This is a genomic window from Rahnella sp. P4_A8 (assembly GCF_056402435.1).
The window spans coordinates 42,169-56,398 of record NZ_JBFUHK010000012.1; the positions used below are offsets into that span (position 1 = coordinate 42,169).

The window sequence follows — 14,230 nt, forward strand, 5'->3', positions numbered from 1 at the left end:
TTACGTCATTTAAACATCTTTGACTTTATACATCAGCCCGAGCGCCACCACCGCCAGCACAGTTGCTGCCCAGTAGACCGGATAATGGCCGAAGTTTTCCACGATAAAGCCCTGCAGCAACCCCGCGCAAATCACACCGGTGGAAATGCTGTTGGTGAATAGCGTAGTCGCTGAACCTGCCCTTCCCGGCATCAGATCCTGAAAATACAGCATGCCGATCCCCGCCACGATGCCGATGAAAATCGCATTGAACAGTTGCAGGATCATCAGCGCCGCCTTGAACTGAAACGCCACCAGTCCGGCATAGAAAATCACACCACTCGCCACGGCATACAGCATCAGCTTGCGTTTGCCGGTACGTTTCACCAGATACCCGGCCAGCAACATGGCAGGAATTTCCAGCCCGGCCGCCGTCCCCATCAGCAAGCCTGCCAGCCCTTCCGGCAGGCCCAAATCGCTGGTGATGTACAGCGGCATATCAATGACATACATGATATTGCAGGTCCACATCAGCAAAGAAGAAAAGAACAGCAGACGAACATCTTTGTTACGCCAGGCGCTGGCATGCACTACTTTTTCGTCCACTGGCAGTTCAAGGCGTGGTACTGAGGGCAGGAAAAACAGGATCATCAGTATGCTGCCGACAAACACCGCTGCCGCACTCAGGTACATTGGCGTAAAGCCGTAGTTCAACGCCACCATGAACGACAGCGGCGGGCCAAGCACCCAGGCCAGCGAGAGCATCGCACGCATCATCGAGCTGAACATCACCACTTCACTGGCGGAGCGATCCGCATGTTCCCGCGCCAGTGCAAAGAGCTGGGGCATCGACGCGTTACCTATCGCTGCCAGCAACACACCGACAGTGATCAGCACCAGATAATCGCGGCTGAAGGCAAAGACCAGACTGTTGCCGATCGCCATCAGGCAGCAGAACATCAGCAATTTCCGCCGGTCGCCTTTGTTATCGGAACGGTTAGCCAGCAGAAAGCTGATCGCGATCCCCGCGATGGCGTTAACGGTATAAAAGAAGCCGACCCACAGCGGACGGACCTTCACTTCGTTGGTCAGAAACAGACTCAGCGTCGGCGCCTGTAATGCACCCGCCACGCCGCACAGCAAGGAGACCACCAGAAAGGTGACATAAATACGATTAAAACGAGGTTTTGACATGACGTCGTCCCTGAGAAATGAATGCAGATAAAGCAAGACAGACAGTGTAGCGAAGTTTCAGTCGGTTCTGGAAAATGAGCATAAAAAAACCAGTGAGTTTCCTCACTGGCTGGTGACAATACACCATTACTCAGAAAATCGAATTTAGTCAGACCTGAAGTCACAGTCGCCGGCGGTATTGCTCGTCGTCCATCGTTTCCATATCCCACTGCGTGAGACGGGACAGAATATCCAGACGGTACTGCACCGGAACCCAGGACAGCCAGTCTGCATGATTTTTAGAGGCGTTTTTTTTGATGGCTTCAAAATAACGCTGATAGAAACGGGCGTTCAGACTGCGTTTCATGATGATCTCCGGTTGTTCACAACAGGCTTTCGTTGAGAAACAGTATCGGCGTAATATGAGGAAAGATAAATTGATGAAGATCGGCCACGGAGTTCCTCTTTTATGTCCTCATCCCGTTTGCAACAACAGTTCATCCGCTTATGGCAAAGCTGTCACGGTGAAGAAACTGAAACGACATTACAGGCACTGTCAGAAGTCCTGAACTGTTCACGCAGACACATGCGCTCGTTGCTCAGCACCATGCAGGGACAGGGCTGGCTGACGTGGGATGCAGAGGCCGGACGCGGCAAACGATCCACGCTGAAATTTCTTTATACCGGGCTGGCACTCCAGCAACAGCGCGCTGAAGAGCTGCTGGAACAGGACAGCATTGATCAGCTGGTACAACTGGTCGGCGACAAAACCCTGGTGCGCCAGATGCTGCTGTCCCAGCTCGGTCGCAGTTTCCGTCAGGGCAAACATATTCTGCGCGTACTGTATTATCGCCCGCTGATGAATCTGCTGCCCGGCACCATGTTGCGCCGTTCAGAAACCCACATTGCCAGACAAATCTTTAGCGGCCTGACACGCATAAATGAGGAAAATGGGGAAGCGGAAGGCGATTTAGCCCATCACTGGCAGGAAGTTTCGCCGCTGCACTGGCGGTTTTATCTGCGCCCCGCCATTCATTTTCATCATGGTCGCGAACTCGAGATGGCAGATATTATCGCCACGTTTATTCGCCTGAAAACGCATCCGCTGTTCAGCAACCTGAAATCAGTCACGACGCCCACGGCGAATGTCATAGATATCCACCTGAATGAACCCGACCGCTGGCTGCCGTGGTTGTTTGGCAATATCCACGCGATGATCCTGCCGCAGGAATGGCAGTCACTGCCTGATTTTGCCCGCCATCCGGTCGGCACCGGCCCTTACGCCGTGGTGCGTAATCTGAAAACACAGCTGCGCATCCGCGCCTTTGACGATTATTTTGGCTTCCGGGCACTGATCGACGAGGTGAATATCTGGGTATTACCGGAACTGAGTGAAGAGCTGGTGCATTCCGGCGTACAGCTTCAGGCCGATGAATCAGGCAAAAGCGAGCTGGAAAGTCGCCTTGAAGAAGGCTGCTATTTCCTGTTATTTGACCAGCGTTCGCCGGTCGGACAATCTGAAGAAACACGCCAGTGGTTGTGCGATTTACTCAATCCCATCGCCTTACTGAATAATGCCGAACCGATTTACCAGCGCTACTGGTCTCCGGCGTATGGCCTGCTGCCGCGATGGCATCACAAAGCGCCCCGGCCACGTCCGCCCAAACCGCAAAACCTGACGCAGGTAACGCTGACATTTTACGGCGAGCATTCCGAACATCAGGCGATCTGCAACGCCCTGCGCCCGTTGCTGGCGGAAGAAGGTATCGAACTGATTATTCAGATAGTGGATTACGCAGTCTGGCACCGCGGCGATGCCAAAAGTGATCTGTGGCTCGGCAGTGCCAACTTCACCCTGCCGCTGGAGTTTTCACTGTTCGCGCATTTCTACGAATTGCCGCTGGCAAAGCATTGCTTTAGCGAAGAGATGAACGACGATGCCGCCCTGTGGCACGCCGGGAATTTATCGATGGCGAAATGGAGCCAGAAACAGACGGTCAGCCATCAGATCCATCCCCTGTTCCATCACTGGCTGGTGCTACAGGGGCAACGCAGTATGCGCGGTGTGCGTATGAACACCCTCGGCTGGTTCGACTTTAAATCCGCCTGGTTTGCCCCACCGGACAGTTAATCGGACTATCGCATCGCGCCGTTAATCACTAGAATGACATCCGTTCTCAACGGGGTGCCCGACTTGTTAAATCTGCGATGTAAACGCCGTGAGCAAGTTTGGCTGAGATTTGAAACCCGTCGAACCTGATCCGGTTAATCCCGGCGGAGGGATTTGAGACTGCGCGATGCTTACTCAAAATCCTTTGCCCTTTCATTTTTTTGGAGCGCAAAGTTGAAAAAATTACTGTCCTGCCTGCTGTTACTTTCTGCACCTGCATTTGCGGCAAAACCTGTTTTGACGGTTTATACCTACGATTCTTTCTCTGCTGACTGGGGCCCCGGTCCCGCCATTAAAAAAGCCTTTGAAGCCCAATGCGGCTGCGAACTGAAATACGTGGCGCTGGAAGATGGCGTGTCTTTGCTCAACCGTCTGCGGATGGAAGGTAAAAACAGCAAAGCCGACATCGTGCTGGGGCTGGATAACAACCTGTTGCAGGCCGCTGAACAAACCGGTTTATTCGCCAAAGCACCGAAAATCAACGCCAGACTGACGGTGCCAGGCGGCTGGAATGACAGCACTTTCGTGCCTTACGATTACGGTTATTTCGCCTTCGTCTACGACAAAAATAAACTGAAGAATCCGCCAAAAAGCCTCGATGAGCTGATCAACAGCGACCAGAAATGGAAAGTGATTTATGAGGATCCACGCACCAGTACACCGGGTCTGGGCCTGATGCTGTGGATGCAAAAAGTCTACGGCGATAAAGCGCCGCAAGCGTGGGAAAAACTGGCGAAGAAAACTGTCACCGTCACTAAAGGCTGGAGCGAGGCTTACGGTTTATTCCTCAAAGGTGAAAGCGACCTGGTGCTGAGCTACACCACCTCTCCGGCATACCATATTGTCGAAGAGAAGAAAGATAACTACGCCGCAGCCGATTTTACCGAAGGGCATTACATGCAGGTCGAAGTGGCGGGCCAGCTGGCAAACAGCAAGCAACCGAAACTTGCTGAACAGTTCATGAAGTTCGTCACCACGGAAGATTTCCAGAAAGTGATCCCGACCGGCAACTGGATGTATCCGGTGGTGAATACCCCGCTGCCTGACGCTTTTAAACAACTGACGATTCCGGCCAAATCTCTGCAATACAGCGCACAGGATGTCGCTACTCATCGTTCACAATGGATCCAGGCATGGCAGAACGCCGTCAGCCATTGATCCCTCGCTGGCTGTTGCCGGGCGTCATCGCGTCACTGGCTATGTTGCTGGTGGCAGTACTGGCCTTAGGCTCTCTGTGGCGTCATGCGCCACAGATAAGCGGCGCATCGCTCTGGCACGATCCTTATCTCTGGCATGTGATCCGCTTTACTTTCTGGCAGGCGCTGCTTTCAGCGCTTTGCTCGGTGCTGCCCGCAATTTTGCTGGCACGCACCTTGTTCCGCCGCCGTTTCCCCGGCCGTCAGCTGTTATTACGTTTATGTGCGATGACGCTGGTCTTGCCGGTTTTGGTGGCGGTGTTTGGCATTCTCAGTGTCTACGGAAGACAGGGCTGGCTGGCGCAAATTTGCGGCTGGCTGGGCATGGATTACCGTTTCTCGCCTTACGGTTTACAGGGCATTTTGCTGGCGCACGTGTTTTTCAATCTGCCGCTGGCAGCGCGGCTCTTAGTGCAGGCACTGGAAAATATCGCCGTTGAGCAGCGCCAGCTCGCCGCACAACTCGGCATGAATATCTGGCAGCAATTCCGCTTTGTGGAATGGCCTGCCATTCGCCGGCAGATATTCCCCGCCGCCGCCTTAATCTTTATGCTGTGTTTCGCCAGCTTCGCCACGGTGCTTTCACTGGGTGGCGGTCCGCAGGCAACGACCATTGAACTCGCCATTTATCAGGCGCTAAGTTACGACTACGATTTAAGCCGCGCCGCCACGCTGGCCCTGATCCAGCTGTTTTGTTGCCTGGCGCTGGTGTTGCTCAGTCAGAAACTCAGTCAGGCGTTGCCGGTGGGCCAAACGCATTCTCAGCGCTGGCGTAATCCTGACGATTCCTGGTTGCGGCGCATCGCCGATGCCGTACTGATTGGCCTGGCGTTGTTGCTGATCCTGCCGCCGTTACTCGCCGTCATTACCGATGGCATAAACCGGGCAGCGGTCGGTGTTTTGCAACAACCCGCGCTCTGGCAGGCATTATGGACATCCGTGCGTATCGCGCTCGGCAGCGGATTATTGTGTGTGCTGCTGACCATGATGCTGCTGTGGAGCAGCCGCGAACTGCGGTTACGCAAGAGAAATAGCTGGGCGCAGGCGATGGATCTGAGCGGCATGCTGATCCTCGCGATGCCGGGTATTGTGCTGGCGACCGGTTTCTTCCTGTTGCTCGGCGATACCACCGGTTTACCACAATCGCCGTGGCCGCTGGTGATCCTCACGAATGCGCTGATGGCCGTACCTTATGCATTAAAAGTGCTGGATAACCCGATGCGCGACGTGGCAGAACGCTACACGCTGCTGTGTCTTTCGCTGGATATGCATGGCTGGCAGCGGCTGCGCCGGGTTGAACTCAGCGCACTGAAACGCCCGATTGCACAGGCACTGGCTTTCGCCTGTGTACTTTCGCTGGGGGATTTCGGTGTGATTGCCTTGTTCGGCAACGAGAATTTCCGCACCCTGCCGTTTTATCTGTATCAGCAGATTGGTTCCTACCGCAGCCAGGACGGCGCGGTGACGGCGCTGTTATTACTGCTGCTATGCTTCCTGTTATTCACCCTGATTGAGAAACTGCCGGGCCGCCATGCTGACGCTGAATAAACTGACGTATTTGTACGAACATCTGCCGATGCGCTTCGATTTACAGATCGACGCCGGTGAACGTGTGGCAATCCTCGGCCCGAGCGGCGCCGGGAAAAGTACCCTGCTGAGTCTGGTCGCCGGTTTTCTGGCACCGGTCAGCGGGCAGATCCTGCTCAACGGCGCAGATCACAGCGTGACGCCACCGGCAAAACGTCCGGTGTCGATGTTGTTTCAGGAAAATAATCTGTTCTCGCATCTGACGGTGCGTCAGAACATGGGGCTGGGATTGCATCCGGGGCTGAAACTTACCGCGCAGCAGAAGCAGGAACTGGAAGAAATTGCCCGACAGGTCGGGCTGACTGAATGTCTGGACCGGCTGCCATCGCAACTTTCCGGTGGCCAGCGTCAGCGTGTCGCGCTCGCCCGTTGCCTGCTGCGCAGTCAGCCGGTTTTATTGCTCGATGAGCCCTTTTCAGCACTCGATCCGGCACTGCGCAGTGAGATGCTGACGTTGCTGGATAAGGTATGTGAGCAACGCCATCTCACGCTGCTGATGGTGTCGCACAATCTGGATGATGCGGCACGGATCGCGCCGCGCACGTTGCTGATCGTCGATGGCCGGATTTTTTACGACGGGCCGACGCAGGCACTGACCGACGGCAGTGCGCCGCAGGCCAGCGTGTTGGGGATAATGCCGGGGATCAGCGGGTGATCACTTGCCACAGCAAATGACCATAAACCGGCATCATCGGCTGTTCGCTTAACATCACCAGACTCACTGCGGTTGCGACCAGACTTAGCACACAGACGATGCGCAGACGCGCTAAGGGCAACCATTTTGTCATCGCATCAGGTGAAGCTTTGCCCGAACGGAACCAGCGCCACAGCAACCAGGCACTCAGCCAGATCAGCACCACGGCGGCAAACAGCATCCATTTAAAGACCGAGCTGTTGTGACTGGCCGGAATATCAATGGCCACGCCCGCCAGAATGCCCGGCAGGAAATACACCGGTGGCCAGGTGATGCAGCCAATAATATTCGGCGGTGCAAATTTGTAAGGCGGAAGGTTCAGCATACCGGCAACCATCGGCACCAGCGGGCGTGTTGGTCCGATGAAACGCCCGATAATCACCGTCGCAAAACTATGGCGATCCAGCGCATAACCGGTTTTATCCAGTAATAACTGGTAACGTTTGAGGAAGCGCCAGCGATGCAGCGGCTCCTTGAAACCGCGGCCAATGAAATACGAGGCCCAGTCGCCGAAGAAACATCCCAGCCCCGCCGCCAGCCAGGCTTCGTACAACCCCACCTGACCGCTGCCGATCAACGTCCCGAGCGTCGCCATCATGACGGTACCCGGCAGGATCAGGCCCACCAGCGCCAGCGACTCGAAGAAAGCCACCACCGCGACGATAATTAATGCCAAGCCCACCGACTGAGCGACCAGATGTTGTAGATAGGCTTCCATATCTTCCCAGAATTCAGTTGCGCCAATTGCGCAGATAAATGAGACAAGTGTGAGTTTTCTGCATTCTCATTGTAGTAAATACATCAATCGGCTGAATTGTCAGCGCATGAACTATCACAGTCAACCGGGTAATTGTATGCGTATTTGGCAGAAACCTGAGCCATAGACAAAGACTGTATAAATAACCATACTCTGTTCTGATTCCTTATCTGTTCATCTTTACCGTTCCGAGGCGCTTATCACTTCCACCTTTGTCCGTCCCGCTTCTGCTGCCACTGACACCCCGCCGCGTCAGGGATTTGTGCTGACCCGCCACTGGCGCGACGCGCCGCGCGGTACCGAGGTGGAATTGTGGCTGGCGACCGACGAAGGTCCGCAGAAAGTGCGCCTGCCTTTACAGGAATCGGTGGCGTTTATTCCGGCCGAACAACGCGCGGCGGCGGAGCGCATTCTCATTGATGAAAAAAATATCAGTCTGCGTCCGTTGCCGTTGCAGGATTTCCATTCCCGCGCCGTTCTTGGGCTTTACTGCCCGCAACACCGGCAGTTAATGCGGATTGAAAAATTGCTGAAAGAAAATGGCGTCAGTGTTTTCGAAGCGGATATCCGCCCGCCGGAACGCTTCCTGATGGAACGCTATATCACCGCACCGGTGTGGTTCAGCGGTAAACCGGGGCCGGACAAGCTGCTGATGGACACCAAAATGAAACCGGCGGAGGACTACCGCCCGCCGCTGAAACTGTGTTCTCTGGATATCGAAACCAGCGGCAACGGCGAGTTGTACTGCATCGGGCTGGAAGGCTGCGGGCAGCGCCACGTGTATATGCTCGGCCCGCCGAACGGCGATCCTAATGCTCAATTTGATTTCAACATGGTTTACGTCGACAGCCGCCCGCAGTTGCTGGAAAAACTCAATGAGTGGCTGGAAATCTATGATCCCGACGCCATTATCGGCTGGAGCGTAGTGCAGTTTGACCTGCGGGTTTTACAAAAACACGCCGACCGCTACAAAATCCCGCTGAAATTCGGGCGCGGCGGCGGTGAACTGGAATGGCGTGAACACGGTTTCAAACAGGGGCACTTTTTTGCTGCCGCTGCGGGTCGTCTGATCATCGACGGCATTGAAGCACTGAAATCGGCGTTCTGGAACTTCAACTCGTTCAGCCTGGAATTCGTCTCGCAAAGTTTATTAGGCGAAGGCAAAGCCAGCGATAATCCTTATCAGCGGCTGGCCGAAATCGAACAACGTTTTCGGGAAGATAAACCGGCGCTGGCACGCTATAACCTGAAAGACTGCGAACTGGTGACGCGTATTTTTGCCAAAACTGAACTGATGCCGTTTTTGCTGGAACGCGCCTCGGTCACCGGTCTGGCCGTGGATCGCAGCGGCGGTTCAGTGGCGGCCTTTACCCATCTTTATTTACCGCGCATGCACCGCGCCGGTTACGTCGCGCCCAATATGGGCGAATTGCAGGGCGAAATGAGTCCCGGCGGTTTTGTGATGGATTCGCGTCCCGGTTTGTACGATTCGGTGCTGGTGCTCGATTATAAAAGTCTGTACCCGTCGATTATCCGCACCTTCCTGATCGACCCGGTCGGACTGGTTGCCGGGCTGCAACAACCGGACGATGAACATTCGGTGCCGGGTTATCGCAACGCCCGCTTCTCGCGGGAAACACATTGCCTGCCGGAAATTGTCCGCCAGATCTGGATGGGTCGCGAAGAAGCCAAGAAGCAGAAAAACAAACCGCTCTCGCAGGCACTGAAAATCATCATGAACGCGTTTTACGGTGTGCTCGGTTCGAGCGGCTGCCGCTTCTTTGATCCGCGTCTGGCTTCTTCTATTACCCTGCGCGGGCACGACATTATGCGTCAGACCCGCGAACTGATTGAAGCCGAAGGTTATCAGGTGATTTACGGTGACACTGATTCCACCTTTGTCTGGCTGAATAAAGCCCATTCACAGGAAGACGCCGACGTTATCGGCCGCCATCTTGTGGAGCGGGTTAATGCCTGGTGGAAAGCCCATCTGCAACAGGAATACAGGCTGGAAAGCGCACTCGAGCTGGAATTCGAAACCCATTATCAGCGTTTCCTGATGCCGACCATTCGTGGCTCGGAAACCGGCAGCAAAAAGCGCTATGCCGGGCTGGTGAATGACGCCGACGGTGAGCACATCGTTTATAAAGGGCTGGAAACTGTACGCACCGACTGGACGAAGCTGGCGCAGGAATTTCAGCAGGAGCTGTATCAACGCATATTCCACCGCCAGCCGTATCAGGATTACGTGCGCGAATATGTAGCACGCACGCTCAGTGGCGAGTTTGATGACAAACTGGTGTACCGCAAACGCCTGCGGCGCAAACTGAGTGATTATGAAAAAAACGTGCCGCCGCATGTTCGCGCCGCGCGGCTGGCCGATGACTATAACGCGCTTCATGGCCGGGCAAAGCAGTATCAGAATGGTGGCTGGATAAGCTACGTGATGACCACTTCCGGCCCGGAGCCGCTGGAAAACCGTCAGTCGCCTGTCGATTACGATCACTACATCGAGCGTCAGCTCGAGCCGGTCGCCGATGGCATTTTACCTTTCCTTCACGATGACTTTGCTACACTGATTACAGGTCAGATGGGCTTATTTTAAACAAAAGAAGGCGCAGCTCTTGTGATTCACAGGTGACGAAACGCTTACCTTCCATTACCATAGCGCCCTTTCCCATTTCTGAATCATCCTCACACAGTGAATTACTCCGCGCCTCCAGGCGGGGAAAGAAAACTATTGCCCGTGAAACCTCTCGGGCTGAACAAGCATTGCGCAGTCGCCGTATACAGAGCACACAACACAGAGAGAAATTATGCCGTTTACATTAGGTCAACGCTGGATAAGCGATACGGAAAGCGAATTAGGATTAGGAACCGTAGTCGCGCTGGATGTGCGCATGGTCACCCTGCTTTTCCCCGCCACCGGTGAAAACCGTTTGTATGCCCGAAATGATTCCCCGATCACCCGCGTGATGTTCAACCCCGGTGATACCATCAGCTGTCACGAAGGCTGGCAGTTGCAGGTCGAAGAAGTTGTTGAAGACAAAGGTCTGTTGACCTATATCGGCACCCGTCTGGACACAGAAGAAACCGGCGTTGCCATGCGCGAAGTGCTGCTCGACAGCAAACTGACCTTCAGCAAACCGCAGGATCGTCTGTTCGCCGGTCAGATTGACCGTATGGACCGTTTTGCCCTGCGTTTCCGCGCCCGTAAATATCAGCGTGAACAGTTCCGTCTGGAATTCGGCGGTCTGCGCGGTATGCGTGCCAGCCTGATCCCACATCAGTTGCACATCGCTTATGAAGTCGGTCAGCGCCATGCGCCGCGCGTTTTACTCGCCGATGAAGTGGGTCTGGGCAAAACCATCGAAGCGGGCATGATTATTCATCAGCAACTGTTGTCCGGCCGTGCCGAACGCATACTGATCGTGGTGCCAGAAACCCTGCAGCACCAGTGGCTGGTAGAAATGCTGCGCCGCTTCAATCTGCGCTTCTCTTTGTTTGACGACGATCGCTACGCTGAATCCATCCACGAAGCAACGAACCCGTTTGAAACTGAACAACTGGTGATCTGTTCCCTTGATTTCGTGCGCCGCAATAAATCCCGTCTCGAGCAGTTATCCGATGCGGCCTGGGATATGCTGGTGGTCGACGAGGCCCACCATCTGGTGTGGAGCGAAGACGCGCCGAGCCGCGAATATCAGGTTATCGAACAGCTTTCCCAGCAAATCCCGAGTGTTCTGCTGCTGACCGCTACGCCGGAGCAACTGGGACAGGAAAGCCACTTTGCGCGCCTGCGCCTGCTGGATCCGGACCGTTTCCACGATTACGAAGAATTCATCGAAGAACAGCAGCAATACCAGCCGGTGGCTGATGCCGTGACCCTGTTACTCAACAAAGAACCGCTGACGCCGGAAGCGCTGGCGTTGCTGGGTGAAAGTGTCGGCAATGCCGATACCGATGCCCTGCTGACCGCCGCCAATAAAGGCGACGAAGCCGCAGCGAAACAGCTGGTTTCCATGCTGATGGACCGTCACGGTACCAGCCGCGTACTCTTCCGTAACACCCGTAATGGCGTGAAAGGTTTCCCTGAACGTCATCTGCATGCAGTGAAACTGCCGCTGCCGACGCAGTATCAGACCGCGATAAAAGTCTCGGGCATTATGGGCGCGAAGAAAACCGCCGAAGCCCGTGCGCACGACATGCTGTATCCGGAACAGATTTATCAGGAATTTGAAGGCGAGAACGCCACCTGGTGGAACTTTGATCCGCGCGTCGAATGGCTGCTCGGTTATCTGACCGCCAACCGCGACGAAAAAGTACTGGTGATCTGCGCTAAAGCCGCCACTGCATTGCAACTGGAACAGGTTCTGCGGGAGCGTGAAGCGATCCGTGCTGCTGTGTTCCACGAAGGTTTGTCGATCATCGAACGTGACCGCGCCGCCGCTTACTTTGCTTCCCAGGAAGAAGGCGCGCAGGTTCTGCTGTGTTCTGAAATCGGCTCCGAAGGCCGTAACTTCCAGTTTGCCAGCAAGATGGTGATGTTCGACCTGCCGTTCAACCCGGATCTGCTGGAACAGCGTATCGGGCGTCTGGATCGTATCGGCCAGCAAAACAATATCGACATCATGGTGCCATACCTCGAGCAGACCGCGCAGTCGGTACTGGTTCGCTGGTTCCATGAAGGTCTGGACGCATTCGAACATACCTGTCCGACTGGCCGCACCATTTACGACAGCGCTTATGAGCAACTGATTGCGTTCCTGGCGGCACCTGCCGCGCAGGAAGGTCTGGACGAGTTCATTCTTACATGTCGCGCCGAACATGACGCGCTGAAAGAGAAGCTGGAAAATGGCCGTGACCGCCTGCTGGAGATGCATTCCAACGGTGGCGAACGTGCTCAACAACTGGCGAAGGAAATCGGCGAGCAGGATAACGACGTTAACCTGGTCAACTTTGCGCTGAACCTGTTCGATATCGTCGGCATCAATCAGGAAGATCGCAGCGATAACCTGATCGTCCTGACGCCGTCTGATCACATGCTGGTGCCGGATTTCCCGGGTCTGCCGGAAGACGGTTGCACCGTGACCTTCGATCGTGAACAGGCGCTCTCGCGTGAAGATGCACAGTTTATCAGCTGGGAACATCCGATCGTGCGTAACGGTCTGGATCTGATCCTTTCCGGTGATACCGGCAGTTGTGCGGTATCGATCCTGAAAAACAAAGCGCTGCCGGTCGGTACCTTGCTGGCGGAACTGGTTTACGTGGTGGAATGTCAGGCGCCGAAGCATCTGCAACTGACCCGTTTCCTGCCACCGACACCGGTGCGTATGCTGATGGATCGTAAAGGCACCAATCTGGCGGCTCAGGTTGAATTTGAGAGTTTTAACCGTCAGCTGAATGCCATCAACCGTCACAACTCCAGTAAACTGGTGAATGCCGTGCAGCAGGATGTTCACGCCATGCTGCAACAGGCAGAAGCGGAAATTGCCGATCAGGCGCGCGCCCTGATTGAAGCAGCGAAAGTGGAAGCTGACGAGCAACTGACCAAAGAACTGGATCGTCTGAAAGCGCTGAAAGAAGTGAACCCGAACATTCGCGATGACGAACTGGAATCGGTAGACTCTAACCGTAAGCAGGTGCTGGCGAATCTGAACGATGCCAGCTGGCGTCTGGATGCGATCCGCCTGGTGGTGGTCAGCCATCAGTAAGCCCGACGGGATGCAGCCGGTCTGCATCCCTTATTTATTTCAACCTGAATGCAGACTGAAACCGCTATGAGCGAACATCAACCGACTATCCCTGAACCGTCGAAAACCCGGCCGCTGGAGAATTACAATCCGCCGACCGATCCCTGGTTACAGGTGATTTTTCAGGATGAACACATCATGGTGGTCAATAAGCCGAGCGGGCTGCTTTCCGTGCCGGGCAAGCTGGCCGAGCATCAGGACAGCCTGATGACGCGTATTCAGCAGGAATTTCCTGAGGCTGAGTCCGTCCATCGTCTGGATATGTCCACCAGCGGCGTGATCGTGGTGGCGCTGACCAAAGACGCTGAGCGTGAACTTAAACGCCAGTTCCGCGAACGCGAAACCAAGAAAGTGTATATCGCGCGGGTCTGGGGACGGGTTGAAGAAGATTACGGCATTATCGATTTGCCGCTGATTTGCGATTATCCTAACCGGCCGAAACAGAAGGTCTGTCACGAGACCGGCAAGAAAGCGCTGACGCAGTATGAAGTGATGTCATGGGATGATGACGGCACAACGCGGGTGAAACTGCGGCCGATCACCGGACGTTCGCACCAGTTGCGCGTGCACCTTCTGGCGCTCGGGCATCCGATTCTGGGCGATAAATTCTATGCCCATCCGCAGGCGCTGGCAGCGGCCGGTCGTTTGCAACTGCACGCACAGGAATTATCGTTTTATCATCCGATAACCGATGCGCCGCTGGTATTTAACTGCGAGCCGGATTTTTAACCATTCAAATAATACATTTTTCTTCAATCACTATTAAGTAATATGTATTACATTACCATCGTGTTGTTTTATCAGAATTTACCTTGCCAAAAAATATAATATCGGCTTCCTCACCTATTCCCTTCCCTGTTAATTCGCCCCGCACGCCTGATAACATCCCGCCCTATTTATTCAAATTTAATTATTCACCCT

At 54.7% G+C, this 14,230-nt stretch carries 10 protein-coding genes and 1 riboswitch; of the genes, 7 read left to right on the plus strand and 3 right to left on the minus strand.

Annotation, left to right across the window (positions count from 1 at the left end):
• Nucleotides 1-9: 9 nt before the first annotated feature.
• Nucleotides 10-1,173, minus strand: a complete 1,164-nt coding sequence (locus tag AC1DUO_RS09105) for an MFS transporter (protein WP_037033441.1) — start codon at nt 1,171-1,173, stop codon at nt 10-12.
• Nucleotides 1,174-1,333: 160 nt separating this feature from the next.
• Entirely contained in the window at nt 1,334-1,519 is a 186-nt protein-coding gene (gene sgrT, locus AC1DUO_RS09110) for a glucose uptake inhibitor SgrT (RefSeq protein WP_037033442.1), read from the minus strand.
• 102 nt (nt 1,520-1,621) lie between these two features.
• Between sgrT and sgrR the strand changes: the two genes are divergently transcribed.
• The 4 genes from sgrR to thiQ all read left to right on the plus strand — a co-directional run bounded on the left by sgrR (nt 1,622) and on the right by thiQ (nt 6,760).
• Nucleotides 1,622-3,283, plus strand: a complete 1,662-nt coding sequence (sgrR, locus tag AC1DUO_RS09115) for an HTH-type transcriptional regulator SgrR (protein ID WP_112197245.1) — start codon at nt 1,622-1,624, stop codon at nt 3,281-3,283.
• A gap of 40 nt (nt 3,284-3,323) precedes the next feature.
• A riboswitch (TPP riboswitch) is annotated at nt 3,324-3,453 on the plus strand.
• Between the two features lie 43 nt (nt 3,454-3,496).
• Entirely contained in the window at nt 3,497-4,480 is a 984-nt protein-coding gene (gene thiB, locus AC1DUO_RS09120; RefSeq protein ID WP_477987104.1) for a thiamine ABC transporter substrate binding subunit, read from the plus strand.
• Nucleotides 4,456-6,066 (plus strand): thiamine/thiamine pyrophosphate ABC transporter permease ThiP, encoded by a 1,611-nt coding sequence (gene thiP, locus AC1DUO_RS09125; RefSeq protein WP_013577033.1) that lies wholly within the window; start codon nt 4,456-4,458, stop codon nt 6,064-6,066. The genes thiB and thiP overlap by 25 nt, the downstream gene beginning before the upstream one ends.
• Nucleotides 6,050-6,760, plus strand: a complete 711-nt coding sequence (gene thiQ, locus AC1DUO_RS09130) for a thiamine ABC transporter ATP-binding protein ThiQ (RefSeq protein ID WP_013577034.1) — start codon at nt 6,050-6,052, stop codon at nt 6,758-6,760. The genes thiP and thiQ overlap by 17 nt, the downstream gene beginning before the upstream one ends.
• On the opposite strand, the gene AC1DUO_RS09135 is transcribed toward thiQ, so the two are convergent.
• Nucleotides 6,750-7,517, minus strand: coding sequence for a DedA family protein (locus AC1DUO_RS09135; RefSeq protein ID WP_112150996.1), 768 nt, complete (start codon nt 7,515-7,517; stop codon nt 6,750-6,752). The genes thiQ and AC1DUO_RS09135 overlap by 11 nt on opposite strands.
• Before the next feature lie 238 nt (nt 7,518-7,755).
• Between AC1DUO_RS09135 and AC1DUO_RS09140 the strand changes: the two genes are divergently transcribed.
• From AC1DUO_RS09140 to rluA, 3 genes are all read left to right on the plus strand, one after another.
• Nucleotides 7,756-10,161 (plus strand): DNA polymerase II, encoded by a 2,406-nt coding sequence (locus AC1DUO_RS09140; RefSeq protein WP_255563052.1) that lies wholly within the window; start codon nt 7,756-7,758, stop codon nt 10,159-10,161.
• A 211-nt stretch (nt 10,162-10,372) separates the two neighbouring features.
• Nucleotides 10,373-13,270, plus strand: coding sequence for an RNA polymerase-associated protein RapA (gene rapA / locus AC1DUO_RS09145; RefSeq protein ID WP_013577037.1), 2,898 nt, complete (start codon nt 10,373-10,375; stop codon nt 13,268-13,270).
• A 66-nt stretch (nt 13,271-13,336) separates the two neighbouring features.
• Nucleotides 13,337-14,038: a bifunctional tRNA pseudouridine(32) synthase/23S rRNA pseudouridine(746) synthase RluA gene (gene rluA / locus AC1DUO_RS09150; protein WP_015690474.1), complete on the plus strand. Its 702-nt coding sequence runs from the start codon at nt 13,337-13,339 to the stop codon at nt 14,036-14,038.
• The last annotated feature ends 192 nt before the right edge of the window (nt 14,039-14,230 follow it).

What these genes read in the sequence shown, in the direction of transcription:
- AC1DUO_RS09135 (WP_112150996.1), bottom strand. Translation starts at nt 7,517, where the DNA reads ATGGAAGCCTATCTACAACATCTGGTCGCTCAGTCGGTGGGCTTGGCA.
- thiP (WP_013577033.1), top strand. Translation starts at nt 4,456, where the DNA reads ATGGCAGAACGCCGTCAGCCATTGATCCCTCGCTGGCTGTTGCCGGGC.
- thiQ (WP_013577034.1), top strand. Translation starts at nt 6,050, where the DNA reads ATGCTGACGCTGAATAAACTGACGTATTTGTACGAACATCTGCCGATG.
- rluA (WP_015690474.1), top strand. Translation starts at nt 13,337, where the DNA reads ATGAGCGAACATCAACCGACTATCCCTGAACCGTCGAAAACCCGGCCG.
- rapA (WP_013577037.1), top strand. Translation starts at nt 10,373, where the DNA reads ATGCCGTTTACATTAGGTCAACGCTGGATAAGCGATACGGAAAGCGAA.
- sgrR (WP_112197245.1), top strand. Translation starts at nt 1,622, where the DNA reads ATGTCCTCATCCCGTTTGCAACAACAGTTCATCCGCTTATGGCAAAGC.
- sgrT (WP_037033442.1), bottom strand. Translation starts at nt 1,519, where the DNA reads ATGAAACGCAGTCTGAACGCCCGTTTCTATCAGCGTTATTTTGAAGCC.
- AC1DUO_RS09105 (WP_037033441.1), bottom strand. Translation starts at nt 1,173, where the DNA reads ATGTCAAAACCTCGTTTTAATCGTATTTATGTCACCTTTCTGGTGGTC.